19 protein-coding genes are annotated in these 23,246 nt (G+C 64.0%); 14 read left to right on the forward strand and 5 right to left on the reverse strand.

The features are described 5' to 3' along the window. Positions 1-3 precede the first annotated feature (3 nt). A complete protein-coding gene (locus M1E10_RS07720) occupies positions 4-516 on the reverse strand; it encodes an FxsA family protein (protein WP_499175780.1) in 513 nt (170 codons plus the stop codon). Between the two features lie 110 nt (positions 517-626). On the opposite strand from M1E10_RS07720, the gene M1E10_RS07725 reads away from it, so the two are divergent. From M1E10_RS07725 to gyrB, 5 genes are all read left to right on the forward strand, one after another. Next, entirely contained in the window at positions 627-1,322 is a 696-nt protein-coding gene (locus tag M1E10_RS07725) for a Tim44/TimA family putative adaptor protein (RefSeq protein ID WP_499175781.1), read from the forward strand. Then, on the forward strand, positions 1,319-2,437 hold the full coding sequence (mltA, locus tag M1E10_RS07730) for a murein transglycosylase A (RefSeq protein WP_499175782.1): 1,119 nt from the start codon (positions 1,319-1,321) through the stop codon (positions 2,435-2,437). Before M1E10_RS07725 ends, mltA begins: the two co-directional genes overlap by 4 nt. Next, positions 2,434-2,997 carry a Smr/MutS family protein gene (locus M1E10_RS07735; protein ID WP_499175783.1) on the forward strand — a complete coding sequence of 188 codons (564 nt, stop codon included), beginning with the start codon at positions 2,434-2,436 and terminating at the stop codon, positions 2,995-2,997. Before mltA ends, M1E10_RS07735 begins: the two co-directional genes overlap by 4 nt. Continuing rightward, the gene (locus tag M1E10_RS07740) at positions 2,994-3,359 is read left to right on the forward strand and encodes a helix-turn-helix domain-containing protein (RefSeq protein ID WP_499175784.1); all 366 of its coding nucleotides are present in this window, start codon (positions 2,994-2,996) and stop codon (positions 3,357-3,359) included. The genes M1E10_RS07735 and M1E10_RS07740 overlap by 4 nt, the downstream gene beginning before the upstream one ends. Before the next feature lie 141 nt (positions 3,360-3,500). Further along, positions 3,501-5,936 carry a DNA gyrase subunit B gene (gyrB, locus tag M1E10_RS07745; RefSeq protein ID WP_499175785.1) on the forward strand — a complete coding sequence of 812 codons (2,436 nt, stop codon included), beginning with the start codon at positions 3,501-3,503 and terminating at the stop codon, positions 5,934-5,936. Positions 5,937-5,991: 55 nt separating this feature from the next. Here gyrB and M1E10_RS07750 read toward each other — a convergent pair whose 3' ends face one another. Continuing rightward, positions 5,992-6,588, reverse strand: coding sequence for a nitroreductase family protein (locus M1E10_RS07750; RefSeq protein ID WP_499175786.1), 597 nt, complete (start codon positions 6,586-6,588; stop codon positions 5,992-5,994). A 141-nt stretch (positions 6,589-6,729) separates the two neighbouring features. Between M1E10_RS07750 and M1E10_RS07755 the strand changes: the two genes are divergently transcribed. The 9 genes from M1E10_RS07755 to M1E10_RS07795 all read left to right on the forward strand — a co-directional run bounded on the left by M1E10_RS07755 (position 6,730) and on the right by M1E10_RS07795 (position 16,080). After that, positions 6,730-7,572: a fumarylacetoacetate hydrolase family protein gene (locus tag M1E10_RS07755; RefSeq protein WP_499175787.1), complete on the forward strand. Its 843-nt coding sequence runs from the start codon at positions 6,730-6,732 to the stop codon at positions 7,570-7,572. Between the two features lie 206 nt (positions 7,573-7,778). Then, the gene (locus M1E10_RS07760; RefSeq protein ID WP_499177120.1) at positions 7,779-9,065 is read left to right on the forward strand and encodes a polyhydroxyalkanoate depolymerase; all 1,287 of its coding nucleotides are present in this window, start codon (positions 7,779-7,781) and stop codon (positions 9,063-9,065) included. Between the two features lie 132 nt (positions 9,066-9,197). Beyond that, positions 9,198-9,620, forward strand: coding sequence for a DUF2852 domain-containing protein (locus tag M1E10_RS07765; RefSeq protein ID WP_499175788.1), 423 nt, complete (start codon positions 9,198-9,200; stop codon positions 9,618-9,620). A gap of 86 nt (positions 9,621-9,706) precedes the next feature. After that, the gene (locus M1E10_RS07770) at positions 9,707-10,468 is read left to right on the forward strand and encodes a M48 family metallopeptidase (protein WP_499175789.1); all 762 of its coding nucleotides are present in this window, start codon (positions 9,707-9,709) and stop codon (positions 10,466-10,468) included. A gap of 565 nt (positions 10,469-11,033) precedes the next feature. After that, positions 11,034-11,690 (forward strand): phosphoribosylanthranilate isomerase, encoded by a 657-nt coding sequence (locus M1E10_RS07775; RefSeq protein ID WP_499175790.1) that lies wholly within the window; start codon positions 11,034-11,036, stop codon positions 11,688-11,690. A gap of 10 nt (positions 11,691-11,700) precedes the next feature. Further along, positions 11,701-12,921 carry a tryptophan synthase subunit beta gene (gene trpB / locus M1E10_RS07780; protein WP_499175791.1) on the forward strand — a complete coding sequence of 407 codons (1,221 nt, stop codon included), beginning with the start codon at positions 11,701-11,703 and terminating at the stop codon, positions 12,919-12,921. A 1-nt stretch (position 12,922) separates the two neighbouring features. Continuing rightward, entirely contained in the window at positions 12,923-13,762 is an 840-nt protein-coding gene (gene trpA, locus M1E10_RS07785; protein WP_499175792.1) for a tryptophan synthase subunit alpha, read from the forward strand. A gap of 39 nt (positions 13,763-13,801) precedes the next feature. After that, entirely contained in the window at positions 13,802-14,704 is a 903-nt protein-coding gene (gene accD / locus M1E10_RS07790; protein ID WP_499175793.1) for an acetyl-CoA carboxylase carboxyltransferase subunit beta, read from the forward strand. A gap of 23 nt (positions 14,705-14,727) precedes the next feature. Then, positions 14,728-16,080: a bifunctional folylpolyglutamate synthase/dihydrofolate synthase gene (locus tag M1E10_RS07795; RefSeq protein ID WP_499175794.1), complete on the forward strand. Its 1,353-nt coding sequence runs from the start codon at positions 14,728-14,730 to the stop codon at positions 16,078-16,080. Between the two features lie 46 nt (positions 16,081-16,126). Here M1E10_RS07795 and trxA read toward each other — a convergent pair whose 3' ends face one another. The 3 genes from trxA to addB form a co-directional block, all read right to left on the reverse strand. Then, positions 16,127-16,447 carry a thioredoxin family protein gene (trxA, locus tag M1E10_RS07800; protein WP_499175795.1) on the reverse strand — a complete coding sequence of 107 codons (321 nt, stop codon included), beginning with the start codon at positions 16,445-16,447 and terminating at the stop codon, positions 16,127-16,129. A 71-nt stretch (positions 16,448-16,518) separates the two neighbouring features. After that, entirely contained in the window at positions 16,519-20,067 is a 3,549-nt protein-coding gene (addA, locus tag M1E10_RS07805) for a double-strand break repair helicase AddA (RefSeq protein WP_499175796.1), read from the reverse strand. Continuing rightward, entirely contained in the window at positions 20,060-23,245 is a 3,186-nt protein-coding gene (gene addB / locus M1E10_RS07810; RefSeq protein ID WP_499175797.1) for a double-strand break repair protein AddB, read from the reverse strand. The genes addA and addB overlap by 8 nt, the downstream gene beginning before the upstream one ends. Position 23,246: the final 1 nt, after the last annotated feature.

Here is a 23,246-nt window from a genome sequence, read left to right on the forward strand (position 1 = left end):
GGCCTAGTCGTCCTTCAGCCGACGGTCGGACCAGGGCGAATTGGGGTCCGGCTCCCGCTTGAAATCATCATCTTCTAGGTCGACCACCGGTCCTTTCCGGGACTGCGGATCAAAACCGGCGTCCCGGGCGTAAGTCCGGCCATGGCTGGACGATCGCACGATGACCACTCGTCGACCGATTGCCGACCACAGCAGCCGGCGCACGGCGGGAATAAACAGCGCCAGGCCCACGATGTCGGTGATGAACCCGGGAATGAGCAATAGCAACGCGGCAACCACGATCATCGCGCCGTGGACGATGGTGTCTCCGGGTACGCGCCCCTGCCGCCCCTCGTCGGAGAGCGTCCGCAGCATCTGCAACCCTTGCGCCCTCAGCAACAGCGTTCCGGCAACGCTGGTGAGGATGACGAGGCCGAGCGTGCTCCAGACGCCGACGGCGCGGCCGACGACGACGAAGCCCGCGATCTCCGCCAGCGGCATGAGCAGGAAAAGGATGGCAATCCAGCGCGTACGCATAATCTTTAACCTATGGGACGCAAGGCTCTCGCCTTAGCTATTTGAATGATGTGTCTTTGCAGACTATATGAGAACCTCTAGCAACGATTTAAACGGCATTGCGGGTAAAGATGGGTTCCAACGACTTCATAACTTTGTTCTTTCTCGTCGCGGCGGTCCTGATCTTTCTGCAATTGCGGAACGTTCTGGGTCGGCGGACGGGAACCGAGAAGCCGCCGTTTGATCCCTATACCGCTCGCGATGCCGTCAAGGCTCCGGCAAGCGACGATGGCAAGGTGGTGACCCTGCCGCGCCGCGAGATCAGCGACGAGGAAAGATTTTCCGAGATCGACGCCGTTGCCAAGCAGGGAACGCCGCTCAACGCGTCTCTTCGGGAAATGTTGAAGGTGGATCCGTCCTTCAAGCCGGCCGAATTCTTGAACGGCGCTCGCATGGCCTACGAGATGATCGTGATGGCTTTCGCCGATGGCGACCGCAAGACGCTGAAGAACCTCCTTTCCAAGGAGGTCTACGAAGGCTTCGACGCAGCCATTTCCGAACGGGAAGCGAAAGGGGAGGTTGTCAAATCCACCTTCGTTGGCATCGACAAGGCCGAACTGACCCACGCCAGCGTCAAGGGTCCGGAAGAACAGGTGACGGTGCGGATCGTCAGCCAGTTGATCACCGCAACCTTCGACAAGGCGGGCGCGATCGTCGATGGCGATCAGGAGAACGTGGCCGAGGTTACCGACATCTGGACCTTTGCCCGTGATTCCCGCTCCCGTGATCCGAACTGGAAGCTGGTCGCGACCGAATCCGAGCAATGACCGGGAGTGCGTCGGAATTTTCTCTCCGGCGAACCGGTTTCGGGGAGCTTCCGGGTTGGGCTGAGGACGACCCGAGTGCGCTTTTCCAAGGCATGCTCGCCTGTCTCAAGCAGGTCAGGTCGGTAAAACCCTATCGCAGCGGCTCCCTTGGCCTCTCGACGCAGGAGATACGGCCGATCTACGAGGCGCTCCTTGCCGGGGTCCCGAAAGGCGCTTCTGACTCGCGCCGGTTTTTCGAGGAACACTTCCAGCCGTTTCTGATCCGATTGGCGGATGACGCCTTCGGTCTCGTTACGGGCTTCTACGAGCCCGAGATCGAAGTCTCCGCAACCCCTTCCGGGGTCTGGGCGCATCCCTTCTACAGGCGTCCGCCGGATCTTATCGATATTAGCGCCGAGGATAGGCCCGCGGACATGCTGTCCGACGCCTTCGGCCGCCGCCAGGACGGAGCAATCCGCCCTTATCCGGACCGGCGCGACATCGACCAGGGATATCTGGCCGGCCGCGGGCTCGAGATCGCCTGGGCCCGCGATCGTGTCGACGTGTTCTTTGCGCATGTGCAGGGGGCCGCGCGGCTGCGTTTCCCGGATGGCTCTCTGCAGCGCATCACCTACGCCGGAAAGTCGGGCCATGCCTTTTCAGGGATCGGCAGGCTTCTCGTCGAGCGGGGAGAGATCGACGCAGCCACGGTCTCGATGCAGACGATCCGCGCCTGGCTTTCGATGAATCCGGAGAGGATCGACGAAGTCCTCTGGCACAACCGCTCCTATATTTTCTTTCGCGAAGCACCGGTCGAAGATCCCGCTCTCGGCCCCGTCGCGGCGGCCAAAGTGCCCTTGCTCCCGGGACGGTCGCTGGCCGTCGACCGGATGATCCACACCTTCGGCTTTCCCTTTTATGTCCACGCGCCGACCCTGACCCATCTCGATGCGGGCCGACCGTTCTCGCGGACGTTGCTGGCGCTCGACACCGGCAGCGCGATCGTCGGGCCGGCCCGCGGTGATATCTTCACCGGATCCGGTCACGCCGCCGGTGAGCTGGCGGGAACCGTGCGCAACGCTGCGGATTTCTATATCCTCATCCCGAAGACGGTCGCGGCAAGGTATGGCGGATGACGGGACGCAAGCTCAGCTCCGAAGAGCGGATCCTCTGGGGTAAGGTGGCCAAATCGACCCGCGCCCTTCCCGGGCGCGCGGATGAGGCGCGCCAGTTCGACGAGGAGATCGCAGCCATGATGGCGGCGGAGGATGCTGCCCTGCGCAAACCGATGCCAACTGAGACGGATAGACACGCCGAGCCATCGCGCGCCGCCGCTCGCAAAACGCCGCCGACAAGCCATCACCCGCTGGAAAAACCCGTCCATCGCAAGCTTGCCAAGGGCCGCCTGGCTATCGAGGCGCGCATCGATCTGCATGGTCTCTACCAGTCGCAGGCACACGATCTGCTCCTGGATTTCCTCTTCCGCGCCCATGACCGTGGTCTTCGCCATGTTCTGGTGATCACCGGCAAGGGAACGTCGATGGGAAGCGAAGGCGCCCTCAGGCGTGCCGTTCCCCTGTGGTTCTCCAAGCCCGAATTCCGCTTCCTGATCTCCTCCTACGAATGGGCGGCGCGCCACCACGGTGGAGAGGGAGCGCTCTACGTCCGCCTCAGCCGTCCGAGGGGGCAGCTGTGACGCCCTTCGGTCAGGCGCTCCGGGACCTGAGGCGTCGCCGGGGCGTAACCCAACGGGATCTCGCACAGGGGATCGGCGTCTCGCCGGCCTATCTCTCGGCGCTCGAGCACGGCAAGCGCGGCAAGCCCAGCTTTGATCTGCTGCAGCGCATCGCCGGCTATTTCAACATCATCTGGGATGAGGCTGACGAACTCTTCATGATGGCGGCATCTTCCCATCCGAAGGTGGTGCTGGACACCTCCGGACTGCCTGCGGCCTATACCGCTTTCGCCAATCGGCTGGCGCGCGAGATTCGCACTTTGCCTCCCGATATGGTAGAGGCGTTGGAGAAATGTCTCGATGATGCCCGTCAACCGGGCTGAATGGCGTAAATCCCCTGAATTTGGACCGCCAAGCGAGGCTTGAGCTTTAGAAACCGTCCCAAACTCCCTATATTTCATAGCGGATACGCGGGTGATTCGCTTGTCGAGTACCCCGCCGACGGAAAATTGGAAAGATCATCGATGACCGACACACCCGTGAGCGTAAACGGCGCGAGTGAAGAATACGGCGCAGACTCCATCAAGGTCCTGAAGGGTCTGGATGCCGTCCGCAAGAGACCGGGGATGTACATCGGCGATACCGATGATGGTTCCGGTCTTCATCACATGGTCTACGAAGTCGTCGACAATGCTATCGACGAGGCACTTGCCGGCCATGCGGACCTCGTTACGGTCACACTCAACGCCGATGGATCGGTCACGGTCACCGACAACGGACGCGGCATCCCCACCGACATTCACACCGGGGAAGGCGTCTCGGCAGCAGAAGTCATCATGACGCAGCTGCATGCCGGCGGCAAATTCGACCAGAATTCCTATAAGGTCTCCGGCGGCCTGCACGGGGTCGGCGTTTCGGTGGTGAATGCTCTTTCGGTGTGGCTGAAGCTGCGAATCCGCCGTAACGGCAAGACCCACCAGATCTCCTTCACCCATGGTGTGGCGGATGGCCCGCTGGAAATCGTCGGTGACTATGAAGGCCGCTCCGGAACTGAGGTGACCTTTCTCGCCAGCTCCGAAACCTTCACGATGACGGATTACGACTACAACACGCTTGAGCATCGATTGCGAGAGCTTGCCTTTCTGAATTCGGGTGTGAGAATCCGGCTAACGGACAAGCGTAAGCCTGATGTTCGCGTAGAGGAAATGATCTACGACGGCGGTTTGGAGGCCTTCGTTCGCTATCTCGACCGCGCCAAGAAGCCGCTGGTCGACAAGCCGGTCGCCATCATCGGTGAGAAGGACGGGATGACCGTCGAGGTCGCGCTGTGGTGGAACGACAGCTATCACGAGACCATGCTCTGCTTCACCAACAACATCCCGCAGCGCGACGGTGGCACCCACATGGCCGGTTTCCGCGGCGCGCTGACCCGCCAGGTGACTTCTTATGCCGACAGCTCGGGTATCACCAAGAAGGAAAAGGTGACTCTCACCGGCGAAGACTGCCGCGAAGGCCTGACCGCCGTGCTCTCGGTCAAGGTTCCGGATCCGAAGTTCTCGTCGCAGACCAAGGACAAGCTCGTCTCCTCGGAAGTCCGTCCGGTCGTCGAAAGCCTGGTCAACGAGGCGCTCAGCACCTGGTTCGAAGAGCATCCGGCGGAAGCCAAGGTTCTGGTCGGCAAGGTCGTCGAGGCGGCCGTTGCCCGTGAAGCGGCCCGCCGGGCGCGCGAACTCACGCGGCGCAAGGGCGCTCTCGACATCGCCTCGCTCCCGGGCAAGCTTGCCGACTGCTCCGAGCGCGATCCCACCAAATCCGAACTCTTCCTCGTCGAGGGTGACTCCGCTGGCGGCTCCGCCAAGCAGGGTCGCTCGCGCGAAAACCAGGCGATCCTGCCGCTGCGCGGCAAGATCCTCAACGTCGAGCGCGCCCGCTTCGACAAGATGCTGTCCAGCCAGGAGATCGGCACGCTGATCACGGCGCTCGGCACCTCGATCGGCAAGGACGAGTTCAACATTGCCAAGCTGCGCTACCACAAGATCATCATCATGACGGACGCCGACGTCGACGGCGCCCATATTCGCACCCTGCTGCTCACCTTCTTCTTCCGCCAGATGCCGGAACTGATCGAGCGGGGCCACATCTACATCGCCCAGCCGCCGCTCTATAAGGTCACCCGCGGCAAGTCGGTCCAGTACCTCAAGGACCAGAAGGCCTTCGAGGAATATCTGATCGGCAGCGGCCTGGAAGACACCAGCCTGACGCTTGCGTCGGGGGAGGTCCGCACCGGACAGGATCTCAAGGAAGTCGTCGTCGATGCGATGCGTCTTCGCAACCTCCTCGACAATCTGCACTCCCGCTACAGCCGTTCCGTGGTCGAACAGGCCGCCATCGCCGGTGCGCTCAATCCGGAGCTCACCGACAATCCGGAGCGTGCGAAGCAGACGGCGGACGAAGTCGCACGTCGTCTCGATGTGATTGCCGAGGAGACGGAGCGCGGCTGGAGCGGTCACGTGACCGACGAAGGCGGTCTCCGCTTCGAACGCATGGTCCGCGGCGTCAAGGAAGTTGCCGTGCTGGACGTGGCCCTGATCGGTTCCGCCGATGCGCGCCACATCGATCAACTGACCCCGAGGCTCAACGAGATCTACGGCGTCCCGCCCGTTCTCCGCCGCAAGGATGACCAGCAGGAAATGTCCGGCGCCGTCGAGCTCCTGGAGGGCATCTTCGCCACCGGCCGTAAGGGCATCTCCATGCAGCGCTACAAGGGCCTCGGCGAAATGAACGCCGAGCAGCTCTGGGAAACCACGCTCGATCCGAACGTGCGCTCGCTGCTGCAGGTCAAGGTCAACGATGCCGCCGATGCCGACAGCCTGTTTGCCCGCCTGATGGGCGATGAGGTCGAGCCTCGCCGCGAATTCATCCAGGACAATGCCCTGAGTGTGGCCAACCTCGACATCTAGCGCATCGAACCTGTCTCACGTGGATCTCGTTAACGATGATTCACGTGAAACACTTTCATTCGCCGGCGAACCGCCCTTCGAAAGCAACTTCCGAGAGGGGCTCCCTCTGGCTCTGGACCTCCCGTTCCCGCAGGTCGTCCGGCAGGGTCTCCTTCGCGGCAATCTTGCCGATTGCCGCCGCCGCCTCGACCCGGTAGCCCTCAGGAATCCCCAGCACCTGCAGGGCCTTGTCGCGGTCCATCCCCTCCATGCCATGCGCATGATAGCCGAGCTTCATCGCCTGACAGGCGATCGAGAACCAGGACGCGCCGGCGTCGAAGGAATGTGTATAGGCCGGTTTCCGCTCACCGTCCTTCGACAGGCGATAGGTGCGGGACACGAAGATGATCAGCGCAGACGCATTCTGCGCCCACCGCTGATTTCCCGGCGCCAGGATGTCGAGAAGCACGCCAAATTCCTCCGTCTCGCGCAGGGCATAGATGAACCGCCACGGCTGGTTGTTGCCAGAGGAGGGCGCCCAGCGAGCAGCGTCCAAAATCGTCAGCATCGTCTCCCGGCTCATGGCTTCGCCGGTGAAGGCGCGGGGCGACCAGCGGTCGAGGAAGAAGGCATCGATTGGATGATCTGAATGGCGGTTGTTGCTGTCGGTCACGGTGTCGTCCTCGGTCGCTTTTCCTGGACCACAAGCATAGCGCTCCGTCTCGACAGAGCAACGCCGCTCGCTCGCAACAGGGGGTGACAATCCACCACCCATCCTCCATAAGGCAGTTGTCAGACAAGTGGAGGCACATCCGTGAAACTCATGCGTGTTGGTCAGCCGGGCCAGGAAAAGCCGGCAATTCTCGATGCGGACGGCAAGGTGCGGGATCTCTCGCAGCACGTCGACGACATCAGCGGTCCAGCGATCTCGCCGGAGGGCCTCGCCCGCCTCGCCGCCATCGACATGAAAAGCCTGCCGGAACTAACGGTAGACCGGATTGGCGCATGCGTCGCCGGCACCGGCAAGTTCATCTGCATCGGCCTCAATTTCTCCGATCATGCCGCCGAGACGGGTGCTGCGGTGCCGCCGGAGCCGGTCATCTTCATGAAGGCGACGTCCGCCATCTGCGGCCCGAACGACGATGTCCTCATCCCACGCGGTTCGGAAAAGACCGATTGGGAGGTCGAGCTGGGCGTCGTCATCGGAAAGACCGCGAAATATGTCTCGGAAGCCGAAGCGATGGACTATGTCGCCGGTTACTGCGTCTCCCACGACGTCTCCGAACGCGGCTTCCAGACCGAGCGTGCCGGACAATGGACCAAGGGCAAGTCCTGCGACACCTTCGGACCGATCGGCCCCTGGCTCGTCACGCGCGATGAGATCGACGATCCGCAGAACCTCGGCATGTGGCTGAAGGTCAACGGCGAAACCATGCAGGACGGCTCCTCGACCACCATGGTCTATGGCGTTGCCTTCGTTGTCTCCTACCTCAGCCAGTTCATGTCGCTCCACCCCGGCGACGTCATCTCCACCGGCACGCCTCCCGGCGTCGGCATGGGTATGAAGCCGCCCCGCTACCTGAAGCCCGGCGACGTCGTGGAGCTCGGCATCGAGCGCCTCGGCAGCCAGCGCCAGACCTTCGTCGCCGACCGTTAACCAGCCGCAAAGGGCGGAACCTTAATCCGTTTCATGCCATTTTGATGCCAGGCGCTCGCGTCTGGCATTTTTCGTGTTGAGGAAACCGGTATCTCCTGATGTTGCACCGCAATGAAAACATGTTAGCCTCCGGCCATGCTCCTGAACCGATGCACCGGGCGACAGCCCAGGACGTCGCGTCCAACCTGGCAAAGGGCGGCACCTCCATGATCTACCAGCTCTACGAGATGAACCACGCAGCGATCGCACCCTTTCGGGCGGCCGTGGATGCGATGAAGTTCTTTCAGTCCAATCCGCTCAACCCCTGGTCTTACACGCCGGCTGGTCGGGCCATGTCCGCAAGCCTGGAGCTTTTTGAGCGGATGACACGGCGCTACGGCAAGCCTGAGTTCAACCTGCCGACCACCGTGATCGATGGCAAGACCGTCGAGGTGACGGAACAGATTGTCTGGTCGAAGCCGTTCTGCAATCTCATCCATTTCGATCGGGCGCTGCCGGCGGGCAGGGCATCGGACCAGAAGCTCTTGCTCGTCGCGCCGATGTCGGGCCATTACGCCACGCTGCTGCGCGGCACGGTGGAAACGCTTCTGCCGGATGCCGATATCTACATCACCGACTGGATCGACGCCCGCATGGTGCCGGTCACGGCGGGCCGCTTCGACCTCGACGATTACATCGACTACCTGATCGAGATGATCCACCACATCGGCCCGGATACCCATGTGGTCGGCGTCTGCCAGCCCTCGGTTCCGGTGCTGGCAGCCGTCGCCGTCATGGAAGCGGCCGGCGATCCGCTGGCGCCCGCTTCGATGATCCTGATGGGCGGACCGATCGACACGCGCGAGAACCCGACCGCCGTCAACACCCTGGCGCAGGAAAAGCCGCTGGAGTGGTTCCGCAACAACGTCATCATGAATGTCCCCTGGCCGCAGCCGGGCTTTATGCGGCCGGTCTATCCGGGCTTCCTGCAGCTGTCCGGCTTCATGTCGATGAACCTTGATCGGCACATTTCCGCCCACAAGGAATTCTTCGAGCACCTCGTGAAGAATGACGGCGAGCCTGCCGAACGCCACCGTGACTTCTACGACGAATACCTGGCGGTGATGGACCTGACGGAAGAATTCTACCTGCAGACGGTCGATGTGGTCTTCATCAAGCACGCCCTTCCCAAGGGCCAGATGATGCACCGGGACACGCTGGTCGACACGAAGGCCATCCGCAGGACAGCGCTTCTGACGGTCGAAGGCGAGAACGACGACATCTCCGGTCTCGGCCAGACGGAGGCGGCCCACAAGATCTGCCCCAATATCCCCGATAACAAGCGGATGCATTACATGCAGCCCGATGTCGGGCACTACGGTGTCTTCAACGGTTCACGCTTCCGCCGCGAAATTGCCCCGCGCATCCTGGCCTTCATCAGCCAGAACGGAAGTGGATCGCAGGAAGCCAAGGGACCGGTGAAGCGGGTCATCAAGGGCGGCAAGGCTGGTTGAGGCCGAATTAGCGATGGCTAATCAGCATCTTCGCCGAATCTGCCACCGATCTTCTTGAAGCGGATATCGCGACCCCCCAAATCGAATCCAACGGGCTGCATGTGGCTGCCCGGGTAAAAAAGGGTGTCACCGATGAACCAGTCTGCAATGATTCGACCGGATTGGACGCCGGCCACCATCGCCCTGATGGTGCTCGGGTTCGTGGTCTTCTGGCCGCTCGGCCTTGCCATGCTCGCCTATATTATCTTCGGAGAAAGGCTGCAGGGCTTCAAGCGCGATGCCAACCGCAAGGCGGATGGCATGTTCGCGGGCTGCCGTCGGGCCAAATCGCGCTACAGCACGCATTTCACCACCGGCAATGTCGCCTTCGACGATTGGCGCACAGCCGAACTCGAGCGTCTCGAGGAAGAGCGCAAGAAGCTCGACGAAATGCGCGAGGAATTCGACAGCTATATGCGTGAACTGCGTCGCGCCAAGGACCAGGAAGAGTTCGACCGCTTCATGCGCGATCGCAAGAACCCGTCCAATGGCCAGAATGGCGTCGTCGATCTGTAAGGATTCACGTGAAACAACCGCAAGCCGGCGCCCTCGGGCGCCGGTTTTTCCATGAGCGGACGGCGCGAATCGGCTAGAGAACTTCCATGTTCGCACTCCTCAAGAAGACCGTCCGCTCGGCTCGGAAACCGCAGGTTCCCGAAAAGCGCGTGCTTGAGGTCGGCAGCCGCGCCTTGCCGCTGACGATACGGGAAAATCCGCGCTCGACCCGCATCACGCTGCGCATCGATCCCGGGGCGAGGGGCCTCAGCCTGACCGTCCCGGTCGGTTTGCGCAGAGCCGACATCGACGATTTTCTGGAACGCCATCAGCACTGGCTGCAGGTGAAGCTCGCCCGCTTCACGGCACCCGACACACTGGCGCCCGGCGCCACGGTCATGCTGCGGGGCGTGCCCCACCGGATCGAGCACAGCGGACGGTTGCGCGGCCTCACCGAACCCACGGAAATCGACGGCGCACCCGTGCTCCGTGTCAGTGGCCAGGAGGACCGTCTCGGCCGGCGCATCTCCAGCTTCCTGAAGAACGAAGCACGTTCGGACCTGGAGCGGCTGGTGCGACTGCATGCCGCCTCCGTGAAGAAACCCGTCCGGTCGATCACCATGAAGGATACGCGCAGCCGCTGGGGATCCTGCTCCTGGGATGGCAACCTCAGCTTTTCGTGGCGCATCGTCATGGCGCCGCCCTTCGTCATCGATTATCTCGCCGCCCATGAGGTCGCGCATCTTGACGAGATGAACCATGGCCCGAAGTTCTGGGCGCTTTGCCATCGGCTCTGCCCGCGAAGCGACGAGGCCAAGGCCTGGCTGAAGCGCCACGGCTCGCAGCTTCACGCGATCGATTTTGCCTGACGGCAGACGCCAGGGCAGGGCGCTTTCCACCGGCCAGACGAATGGCCGATCCCAGGGACGGTCTCTCGAACTCGCCGCAACCTAATCAACCACTTGCACGAAATTTCATCCTCCCTCGTCCACACCCCCATGACCTCGGCCTAGACTTGTGCCGTTCCGCTTCGGCTACACCGGCCCGCATTGCCGGCGAAGCGGAGCCGGTGCCTGCAGGGCTTGTCGTGATGCAAGCACGTCCTGCAGGGCTGCGCAGAAAATGGTTCCCCTCTCGCCTGCAACGGCGGGGCGTGCGTGTGTCGCACACAAACCGGTCTCGGCAACGGGGCGGAAGCAGAGGAACCGGAGTTGCGTTGGCAAAGAACACCGAACGGGACACGTCGCGTGTCACATATAAAAATTTCATTCGAGGCACACGACGTGTCCCGGCCGAACTTTGAAGTACCCGGATCGCCAAGGGAGGAGTCCGCCGTCCTCATCGCCTGTCGCAGCTCTGCCGACGGAAGCTGATCCGCCACATTGGCGCTGTTTTATCTCGACTCCGCCATGATTTCATGCGAACTCGCGGAGCATGAAACCGGACATCAAGATTTGCGGATTGAGTACGCCTGAGGCGGTCGAGCGGGCCGTCGCGCTCGGTGCGACGCACCTTGGCTTCATCTTCTTCCCCAAGAGCCCGCGAAACGTCGCCCCCGAGGTTGCCGCCGAACTGGCCGACCCTGTGCGCGGCCGGGCCAAGATCGTTGCCGTGACCGTCGATGCCGATGACGACGAACTCGACGATATTGTCCATCTGCTGAAGCCGGATGTCCTGCAGATGCACGGCCACGAGACGCCCGAGCGCATTCTCCATGTGCGCGCGCTCTACGGCTTGCCGGTGATGAAGGCCTTCTCCGTCCGCGAGGCGGCCGATCTCGATCGCGTCGATCGTTTCATCGGCATTGCCGACCGGTTCCTTTTCGATGCCAAGGCGCCGGCCGGCTCGGAACTGCCGGGCGGTAACGGGGTTTCCTTTGATTGGGAGATTATGGCCTCGCTTGACGACAGCGTCGATTACATGCTTTCCGGGGGCTTGAACAAAGACAATGTCGGTCTTGCGCTCGCCTCCACACGGGCAAGCGGGATAGATGTCTCCTCCGGCGTCGAGAGCGCGCCGGGTGTGAAGGATCTCCGCATGATCGACGCCTTCTTTGACGCCATTGCAGATGCCGGCTCGCCAAGGGCCTGAGGAGTAGAAAGTGAACGAGACGCCGAAACCCAATTCCTTCCGCTCCGGACCCGATGAGGATGGCCGCTTCGGCATCTTCGGCGGCCGGTTTGTCGCCGAGACGCTGATGCCGCTGATCCTCGATCTGCAGGCGGAGTGGGAAAAGGCGAAGACGGATCCGGAATTTCAGGCGGAACTCCAGTACCTCAACACTCACTACACCGGCCGTCCCAGCCCGCTCTATTTCGCCGAGCGCCTGACGGCAGAACTCGGCGGCGCCAAGATCTACTTCAAGCGCGACGAGCTCAACCACACCGGCTCCCACAAGATCAACAACTGCCTTGGCCAGATCTTGCTCGCCAAGCGCATGGGCAAGACCCGCATCATCGCCGAAACCGGCGCCGGCCAGCACGGCGTCGCCTCCGCAACCGTCGCCGCCCGCTTCGGCCTGCCCTGCGTCGTCTACATGGGCGCGACCGACGTCGAGCGGCAGGCACCGAACGTCTTCCGCATGAAGCTTCTCGGCGCCGAGGTCCGCCCTGTCACCTCCGGTCACGGCACCCTCAAGGATGCCATGAACGAGGCGTTGCGCGACTGGGTCACCAATGTCGACGACACCTACTACCTGATTGGCACCGCCGCCGGCCCGCATCCCTATCCGGAGCTGGTCCGCGAGTTCCAGTCGGTGATCGGCAAGGAAACCAAGGAACAGATGATGGCGGCCGAAGGCCGTCTGCCGGACATGCTGGTGGCCGCCGTCGGTGGCGGATCGAATGCGATCGGCCTCTTCCATCCCTTCCTGGATGACGATTCGGTCCAGATTGTCGGCGTCGAAGCCGGCGGCAAGGGCCTGGACGGCGACGAGCACTGTGCTTCGCTGACAGCCGGCTCGCCGGGCGTGCTCCACGGCAACCGCACCTACCTGCTGCAGGACGGCGACGGCCAGATCACCGAAGGCCATTCGATCTCCGCCGGCCTCGACTACCCCGGCATCGGTCCGGAACATTCCTGGCTGAAGGATGTCGGCCGTGTCGAATACGTGCCGATCATGGACGATGAGGCGCTGGCCGCCTTCCAGATGCTGACCCGGACCGAAGGCATCATCCCGGCGCTGGAACCGAGCCACGCGCTTGCCGAAGTCATCAAGCGCGCGCCGAAGATGGACAAGGACAAGATCATCGTGATGAACCTCTGTGGCCGCGGCGACAAGGACATCTTCACCGTCGGCAAGATCCTCGGAATGGGCCTCTGATATGACTGCACGCATGGACAACAAGTTCGCCGCTCTGAAGGCCGAGGGTCGTCCGGCCCTTGTCACCTATTTCATGGGCGGCGATCCGGACTACGATACCTCGCTGCAGATCATGAAGGCGCTGCCCGAGGCCGGCGCCGATGTGATCGAACTGGGCGCACCCTTTTCCGACCCGATGGCGGATGGTCCGGCAATTCAGCTGGCCGGCCAGCGGTCGCTGAAGAACGGCCACTCGCTGAAGAAGACGCTCGATATGGCGCGCGACTTCCGCCAGTCCGACGACACGACGCCGATCGTCATCATGGGCTACTACAATCCGATCTACATCTACGGCGTCGAGCGCTTCCTCGACGACGCCCTGGAAGCCGGCATCGATGGTCTCATCATCGTCGACCTTCCGGCCGAAATGGATGACGAGCTCTGCATTCCGGCCCGCAAGCGGGATATCAACTTCATCCGCCTGACGACGCCGACGACGGACGAGAAGCGCCTTCCCAAGGTGCTGACCAATACCTCCGGCTTCGTCTACTACGTCTCGATGACCGGCATCACCGGATCGGCGCTTCCCGATCCGAGCAAGATCGCCGGTGCCGTCGCGCGCATCAAGAAATCGACGGATCTGCCGATCTGCGTCGGCTTCGGCGTCAAGACCGCCGAACATGCCCGCCTCATCGGCGCCTCTGCCGATGGCGTCGTGGTCGGCACCGCCATCGTCAACCAGGTTGCGACATCGCTGGACAAGGAAGACCGCGCCACGGCCGATACCGTGCAGTCGGTCGCGACCTTTGTCCGGGGCCTTGCCACGGGCGTCCGTTCCGCCCGCCTTGTTGCCGCCGAATAGTTTCCCCACATTGGGCGATATTTATCAGGAGTACGCCAGATGAACTGGATCACCAATTACGTCAGGCCGCGGCTCAACTCCATGCTCGGCCGTCGGGAGGTTCCGGAGAACCTCTGGATCAAATGCCCGGAGACGGGCGAGATGGTCTTCCACAAGGACCTCGAAAGCAACAAGTGGGTCATCCCCACCTCCGGCTACCACATGAAGATGCCGGCGAAGGCACGCCTTGCCGACATGTTCGACGGCGGAGTCTATGAGTCCCTGCCGCAGCCGAAGGTCGCCCAGGATCCGCTGAAGTTTCGCGACTCCAAGCGCTACATCGACCGCCTCAAGGACAGCCGTCTGAAGACGGACCAGGAAGATACCATCCTTGCAGGTCTCGGTATGGTCCGAGGCGTCAAGCTGGTGGCCGTCGTCCATGAGTTCAACTTCATCGGCGGATCGCTCGGCATGGCTGCCGGTGAGGCGATCGTGAAGGCCGGCGAGCGGGCGCTGGCGGAAAAATGCCCGCTGGTGATCTTCCCGGCCTCCGGCGGTGCCCGCATGCAGGAAGGCATCCTGTCGCTGATGCAGCTGCCGCGCACCACCGTTGCCGTGGACATGCTGAAGGAAGCCGGTCTACCCTACATCGTCGTGCTCACCAATCCGACCACCGGCGGCGTGACCGCATCCTATGCCATGCTGGGTGACGTCCATATCGCAGAGCCCGGTGCAGAAATCGGCTTTGCCGGCAAGCGCGTCATCGAACAGACGCTGCGCGAAAAACTGCCGGAAGGGTTCCAGACAGCGGAATATCTCCTGGAACACGGCATGGTCGACATGGTGGTCAAGCGCCACGACCTGGCCGACACGCTGGCGACCCTGCTGAAGATCCTGACCAAGGCTCCGGCCAACGATGTGGTCGCCCTCCCGGCAGCCGCTCCCGTCGCGGCGAGCGCCTGACCCTGATGAGCCGGAGCGGCGGGATGAGCGCCACCAACATACCCGCCGTCAGCGCGGCCGAACAGGAAATCGACAAGTTGATGGCCCTTCATCCGAAGGGCTTCGACCTGTCGCTCGACCGGATCAGGCGGCTTCTGGACGTCCTGGGCAACCCGCACGAAAAACTGCCGCCGGTGATCCATATCGCCGGCACCAATGGCAAGGGGTCGGCAACGGCCTTCTGCCGGGCGCTTCTGGAGGCGGCGGGACTGGCGGTCCACGTCCATACCTCGCCGCATCTCGTCACCTGGCATGAGCGCTACCGCATCGGTGTCAGGAACGGACGCTCTGCGATCGTTGACGACGAGCTCTTCGCCGATGCGCTGCGCCGCGTCGGCGCCGCCAATGCTGGCCAGACAATTACCGTCTTCGAAATCCTGACGGCCGTCACCTTCGTGCTGTTTTCCGAACAGCCCGCCGACGCGGTCATCCTTGAAGTCGGTCTCGGCGGCCGCTTCGACGCGACCAATGTCGTCGACAAGCCCGCTGTCTCCGTGATTATGCCGATCTCGCTCGACCATCAGCCCTACCTCGGAGACCGGGTGGAACTGATCGCCGCCGAGAAGGCCGGCATCATGAAGCGCGGTTGTCCGGTGGTCATCGGCCGGCAGGAGTATGATGCGGCGCTCGAAGTGCTGTCCGACACGGCGGAACGCCTGTCTTGTCCTGTGAGCGTCTACGGGCAGGACTACTCGGGCCACGAGGAATTCGGCCGCCTGATCTACGAGGATGAGTTTGGCCTCGCGGATCTGCCGCTGCCCCGGCTCCCGGGACGCCATCAGATCGCCAATGCCGCCGCCGCCATCCGCGCCGTCAAGGCTGCGGGCTTTGCACTGACGGATGCCATGATCGAAAAGGCGATGGCGACTGTCGACTGGCCGGGGCGTCTGCAGCGCCTGTCCGAAGGTCGGCTGCTGGAGCTTGTGCCGCAAGGATCGGAACTCTGGGTCGACGGCGGGCATAACCCGGGAGCGGGAGAGGTCATCGCCGAAGCCATGGCCGGCCTCGAGGAGCGCCAGGCGCGACCCCTCTATCTCGTCATCGGCATGATCAACACCAAGGATCCGATCGGCTATTTCCGCGCCTTCGCCGATATCGCCGAGCATGTCTTCACGGTGCCGATCCGGGGGAGTGATGCCGGCCTTGATCCGGTTGTGCTCGCTCATGCAGCCTTCGATGCCGGATTGATCGCAGAGCCTGTCGGCTCGGTAGGGGAGGCGCTTTCCGAGATCGCCGAGCGCCATTCAGCAGAACAGTTGCCGCCGCGCATTCTGGTGGGCGGCTCCCTCTATCTCGTCGGCAATGTCCTGGCCGATAACGGCACGCCGCCGACATAAAAAACCCGACCTCTCGGTCGGGCTTCATCTTGAACAGATCGGCAGATCAGGCGGCGCTGGAAATCCACGCCGAAAGCGCTGTCTTCGGCGCGGCGCCCACTTTGATGTCGGCCACTTCGCCGTCCTTGAACATGGCAAGCGTCGGGATCGAACGGACGCCGAACTTGGCGGCCAGTTCCGGGTTCTCGTCGATGTTCAGCTTGACGACCTTGACCTTGCCGGCCATCTCGTTGGAGATCTCTTCCAGGCTAGGGCCGATCATCTTGCACGGGCCGCACCATTCCGCCCAGAAATCAACGACGACGGGCTGGGTGGATTCCAGAACTTCAGCCTGGAAGTTGCTGTTGTCGACTTTCACGGTAGCCATGGGGGCTCTCCTTGGAATGTTAGGTTGGGCTCAATGTGAGGCTGTGGGAGACTGGTTTCAATACCGCTATCTCACTTTGTCCGAAGCGCCGCAAGCGACTGCGCCATGACGTCGTGGCCAAGGGAAATCACGCGGCCGGTTTCGGTATAGGCGAGTACGCAGCGGAATTCATGGTCCGGGTAGAGCGGCTGCAGGATCTCGCGGTAGATCGCCAGCTGCGCCCGGTAGGCCAGCGGCACGTCCTCTTCCCGGGCAGGTACCTTTCGGTTCGTCTTGTAGTCGAGGATGGTGACGGTGCGCTCGTCGACGGCCATCCGGTCGATCCGCCCGGAGATGGCATAGTCCTTCCCCTCGAGCCGCAGCGTGCCCATGACCGAAACCTCGGCGCGGCTGTGTCCCGCAAACACGGGCTGCAGCTCCGGCTGCTCCAGGATCGCCTGCACGCAACGGATCAACGATTCGCGCTCGCCGGTCGGCCAGAACCGCGCGGCCCGTTCGGCGTAGCGCCGCGCTGCCGCCGCCCGTTCCTCGGCCGGAAAATCGGGCAACACCTGCAACATGCGGTGGACGAGGCGGCCCTTCTGGAGCGCCAGATTGCTCTCAGGCTTCTCGCCGAACAGCGGCGAACCCATGATCAGATCGTCCGTGTCGTCCTCGATCATCGTGCCGGCGCCGGAGGGGCTAAGGGGCCGTGGCAGCGAGACGGAAGGCGGCAGCGCCCTGCCAAGGGCAGGCGGAAGTGGAGGAACTGCGATCTCTTGCCGTGTCCCTTCCGGCCGTTCCTGCTGCGCCACCTGCCGCGCCGCTGCGGGAAGCCGCCAGTGGAAACCGCCCCACTCGCCATCTGGCGCGCTGAAGCGGGCGGCAACGCAGTGGTCGGCATGACTGCAGAGCGCATTGGCCACCATGCTGTTCCAGGTGTCCGGGTTCTGCCGGGCGCCGCGATAGCCGCAGACGATCAGCCGGTCCGCCGCCCGCGTCATGCCGACATAGAGAAGCCGCCGGTATTCGTCCTCGGTCGCGGCCTTCAGTCGCTCGTCGTCGAGCGCCGTCAGCGTATTGGCAAGAGTCTTGGTCGGCACCCAGGCGGGGGTCTCGACGCCCCCGTGCGGCAGCAGGCGCAGCTTCGGCACATGCGAGGAGATAAAGGCCTTCGAGCCGCTGTCGACGAGGAAGACGATTGGTGCCTCCAGCCCCTTGGAGGCGTGCACCGTCATGATGCGGATCTCGTTGCGGCCGCTGTCCTGCTCGCGCTTGATCTCCGGCGCTTCCATCTCCAGTGTCGAGACGAAGGATTGCAGGCCCGGCAGGCCTTTTCCCTCGTGATCGAGCGCAAAGGTTAGGAATTCGTCGAGGATATCGGCGGCTTCCGTGCCGAGCCGGCCGAGGAACTTGCGCCGGCCGCCGAGCGCGCCGAGAACGCGGGCAAAGAGATCATGCGGGCTCATCCGCCGCGATAGCGCCAGAAGGTGCCGCAGATCCCGGACGGCCTGTGAAAAGCGCAGCGGCTGCTCGTCCGAAAGCTGCACGAGATGCTGCCAGACGGATGCGCCCTCCGGCCGCAGCGCCGACACCTCGAAGACATCCTCTTCGGAGAAATTGAACATCGGGCTCTTCAGCAGGGCCGCAAGCGAGAGGTCGTCCTGCGGCAGCACGAGGAAACGGCCGAGCGCCAGGAGATCCTGAACGGCGATATGGCTGGTGAGCCGCAGCCGGTCGGCACCGGCGACGGGGATGTTGTCGCGTCGCTTCAGCGCACGCGTCAGCGCATTGACGAAGGCGTCCCGCTTGCGCACCAGCACCAGGATGTCGCCGGGCTCGATCGGCCGTTCGACGCCCTTCTCGATGATCGTCTCCCGGCCGATCATCTCACCGACGCGATGGGCGATACGGGTGGCGAGAATGGCCGAGGGTGCCTTGTCCGGCGTGGCGTCGAATGGCGCGGTCCAGTCTTCGCCGGCATCCGCCACCTCCGGCACCACGACGTCCCAGAGATCGACAGCGCCGGGATGGCCGTTGCGGTTCGACCGATGCACGATCGGCTCGCCGCCGAAGGTGAGGCCGCGCGCGTTCTCCGCCAGCGAAAACACCTGGTCGACCGCGGCCAGCACGTCGGCGGTCGAGCGGAAGGAAAGGGGCAGGCGCACCGGATTGAACCCCTGGCCGCTCGCTCGGACATCCTTTTCGGTGCGGATGCGCTCCTCGGCGAAACGCTCCGGCCGGGCGCCCTGGAACGAGTAGATCGACTGCTTCTCGTCGCCAACGGCAAAGATCGTCCGGCGGATCTCCCGAGCGCTGCGGCCGGAGTAGAAATCCTCCGCCAGCGACTTGATCACCGTCCACTGCACCGGGCTCGTGTCCTGGGCCTCGTCAACGAGAATGTGGTCGATTCCCTGGTCAAGCTTGTAGTGCACCCAGGCACCGACGCCGTCGCGGGTCAAAAGGTCCGCCGTCTTGGCGATCAGGTCCTCGAAGTCGAGCAGGCTGCGCTGGCGCTTCAGGTCCTCATAGTCATCGTTCAGTCGCTCCGCCAGCATCAGCGCCGCCTTGGTCGCTGTCAGCATGCGCATGATCCGCAACCGGTTGCGGCACTCGACCACATGCGTCCGCGCCTGCTCGACGGCCTCGGCCAGCATGGGCGCTGCGTCGAGCATCTTCTTGGCGATCAGCGAGGCGTCGGCCTTCGGCTTGCCGTCCTTGGTGAGAAAAAGGCCGTCGAGGATGCGGGCGCGAACCCCGGGATCCGCTTCCTTCTCGCAGAGCCGCAGTTCGTAAGCGACGGCCTGAACCTTGGAGCCGCCTTTCTCGTCCGCCAGCTGCAGATAGCTCGCCAGCGTGCCGCCGGAGAGGCCGGCGAGCGGCCAATAGCCCGCGGCAACGGTTGCCTCCGTCGCGTCCAGCGGCAGACCCCAGGCCTGCCGCAGCGCCGGATCGATCCCCCCCTGCGCTTGTGCATGGGCGAGGAAGCGGCGGATCGCCGTGCGCCGGGCGATGATGTCGCCGAGAAGCGTCTCGAGACCAAACTCGTCGCCGAGGTCGAGCACATGCGCAAAGGCCTCGGCAAGCGCTGGATCGTCTTCCGCCGACGTCGCCGTCAGCAGCGACCGGCGCGCCTCTGCAAGCAGCGCGGAGGCAGAGCGATCGTCGAGGACGGAGAAGTGGCCGGCGACATTGGCCTCCAGCGGAAACTGGTGCAGCAGCGCCTCGCAGAAGGCGTGGATGGTCTGGATCTTCAGTCCACCCGGCGTTTCCAGCGCCTTGGCAAACAACCGTCGGGCTTCTGCAAGCTTCAGCGAATCCGGCTCACCACCTTCGATGGCCGCAATCCTCTGAGTCAGCGCCGCGTCGTCCAGCACCGCCCATTCCGCCAGCCGCTGGAATACCCGGTTGGACATTTCGGAGGCTGCCGCCTTGGTATAGGTGAGGCAGAGGATGGAGGAGGGGCGGCAGCCGGAGAGCAGCAGCCGGATCACCCGCTGCGTCAGCACATGTGTCTTTCCCGACCCGGCATTGGCCGAAACCCAGGCGGAACTGACGGGATCCGACGCCAGCGATTGCTGCAGTGTCGTCCAGTCGAGCCAGTGGAGCGGCTCATCGCCTGCAGGCAGAGCGTCATTCATCGGGCTCGCCCTCCTCGTCGTCGGCCGTCGACCATTCCGCGACCCGCGCCAGATGGTCGTAGTCGCCGCCGTAGTCGCTCTGCATGAAGGGCACGAGCCGTGACGCGAAGCCGGCTTCGCCACTGCGCAGCAGCGCCACGAACTTCGTCAGCTGCTCCACCGCGTCGTCACCGAGGTCGAGCGCCGACTTGCCGTTCTTGGCGGCCTCGTTGTTGACGGCCTCGCATTTGAAGCGCTCCCCCGGTTTCAGCCGCACGTAGAGCAGTTCGTCTGGCTCGATGGCGCCGATGGATTTGAAGGCGCCGGCCCGCAGCGCGGCGGCCTCCAGGGAAAGCTGCGGGTCGAGAAGCGACCGCGCCTGCGACGGTGAAGGATTGGAGCCGGTCTTGTAGTCGATGATGGTCGCCAGTCCCGAGCCCTTGATGTCGATGCGGTCGGCAATCCCGGTCAGGCGGATGCCGGCGCCCGGGATATCCCAGCCGGCGCCGCATTCGGTGACACTGCTCCGGATGTCCGGCGCCCGCTGCGCCTCCCAGCGCAAAAATGCCTTGCCCACCTCGACCACGCGTGGCCGCCAGACCCGGTCGATATGCGCCGGCAGCTGTTCGGCGTCGAAGAGTTCGTCGATGATCCGCCGCATGGCCTCCAGCGACACCGGTGTGCCGGGCACATGGCCCTCGCGTGTATAGCGGTCGATGATGGCGTGATAGAGCGTGCCCCGATCCGCCGCTCCCGGATCCGCATTGAAGGCGGCGATCGGATCGAGCCGCATGATCCGCCGGGCATAGATGGAATAGGGATCGCGCCGCAGCCGGGCGACCTCGCTGAAGGAGTATTTCGTGGGCTGCAGATCGGCCGGAGGCTTGGGCGACGGACGCCGCGCCGGGCTCTGGTTGTCGCCCGCATCGATCGCGTTTGCCCACTGGCGGTACTGATTGCCCCGGGCCCGCAGACTGCCGGCGAGATCGTCGCCGCAGAGCGCCAGCAGCCGTTGCAGCCACCTTGAGGCGACCGTGGGGGTCGATCCCTGCCGCAGCGACCTCGAATAGATCAGCTGCCGGGTGCCGTTTGCCATCTCGAAATCATGCGCCAGCTGCCCGATCCGCCGCTCGGGCGGCTCCAGCCCCATCTCCGTCTTCATTGTCCGCGACAGGAAGGGATTGTTGACCGTCTGCCCCGGCCAGGAGCCCTCGTTCAGCCCGCCGAGGATCATCGTGTCGACGCTCTGCAGCCGCGCCTCGAGCGTGCCGAAGATGAAGACGCGCGGGTGGCTGAGGGAGCGTGGCTTGACCGCTTCGCCGGTTGCCAGCGCCTGGACGATGTCGATCCACTGCGGCCCGTCCGCCTCCATCTGGCCGTCTGTCTCGATCACCTCTCCCAGCAGCGATGCCAGACGTTCGCCGGCTTCGCCGGACCAGAGAGGCGAGAGGTCGCCGGTTTCATCAACGCAAAGCGCCTCCAGCGCGCGCCCGGTGCGGCCCGCCCAGTCGGAAAGGGCGAGTTTCGCCGTCATGCCCCGGCCATCGGCCCGCCGCGCCAGGAAGGCGCTCGCCAGAGGCTCGATGGCGGCAGCGAGGCGCTGCGCCAGCCTCTCTGCCGTCTCGAAGGCCTCGTGCGAAAGCGCCAGCCGCCATTGTGGCGGATGACGGTCTGTCGTCTGGGCTGCCCGCTGTTCGTGCAGCAGCGGCTCCAGCGCGGAGATGTCCATGTCGCCGCGGCCGCCACGCAATGCGAGGATTTCCAGCGCCTCGGCGGCCTCCCGCAGCTGCTCCCGATCCATGCCGAGCCGCAGCAGCGGATGCTTGAGCAGCGAGGTGATTGCCACGGGATCGCCGGGCCGAAGCGTGGCTTCCAGGAGCAGTTGCACCAGCGTGCCCTGCGGCGTTGCCGAGAGGGGCGTGCCTGCCGTGTCGTCGGCAACGATGCCGAAGCGCGACAGTTCGGCCGTCACCCGCCGGGCGAGTGTCCGGTCCGGGGTGATCAGCGCCGCCTGTGATTCGCGCCCGTCCGCCCGGGGGGTCTCGAGCGCCAGGCGAAGGGCGATCGCGATCGCCACGGCCTCTTCACGCTCGTTGGCCGCTTCGATCATGGAAACGTCGGCGAAGGCCTCCTGCAGCGCCAGCCGGTCGACCTCCTGGCGCCAGCGGCTCCATTGGTCGGTGGCCGCCGCCGGGATCAGCGCCTGCGACAGCGTTTTTGCCCGCAGATCGAGATCGGGAGCAAGCGAGCCCAGCGCTTCGATCTCGCTGCGGTCGACGCCGAGCTTGCCAAGCAGGCGCGACAGTCCGAACTGCGGGTGGCTGCGGCTCGACGGATCGATCCTGCCGTCCACGCCCTCCGTGCTGATCATTGCCCATTGGTCGTCCGGCATGTGAAGGTCGAGGCCGGGCAGAACCACGGACCCCTGAGGCAGGGCGGAAATGGCGGCGATCAGATCGGCGGCAGCAGGCACCGAGCCGGTCGAACCGGCAACGATCACCGGCCCCTTGTGCTCCCGCTCCGCGATCCGCCGGGCTTCGCCACGCAGCAGCGCCGCCTGGTGACGGGCAGGCGAGGAGCGCCGCAGCTCCTCAAGCCGCGCCGGCCAGAAGGCGCTGGCGATCGACAGGAATTCCGCCGTCAGCTGCCACCAGAGGGCATGCTCGGCCGTGTCGAGGTTGCCGAGGTCCGTCCAGTCCCGCTCTTCCGTCTCCACGGAATCGATGAGTTCGGCCAGCGAACGGGCAAGCCAGATGGCGTCCGCCGGGCTTGCAGGCGCCACCAGCGGCGAATCGGAATGGATGTCGATCACCACCTGCGGCAGGCGGTTTCGCCAGGCGAGAATCAACCGGCCGAGCTCCAGCAGCCGCGCCACCCCGCCGATCGGCATGGCGAGGTCCATTTCCTCAGGCGCTGCGAGATCGAAATAGCCGCTGTCGTCCTCGGTCTCGCCGAGCGGACGGATGACCGGCAGGATCGCGGAGCGGCCGCCGAGAAGATCGACGAATTCCGAGCGCAGCACGCGGGCCGACCGCCGCGTCGGAACGAAGATCGTGACATTGGCGAGCGACAGCGGATCCGCGGGATCATGGCGGAACCCCTCGCTGAGGCGACCGTCGCAGAGCGCCGCCGCCAGCGTCTTGAGGAAGGGCGTTCCCGCAGGAATGGTGAAGATGCGTTTCTGGCGGCGCGCGTCCATC

The organism is Rhizobium sp. PK7-22 (genome assembly GCF_056530405.1).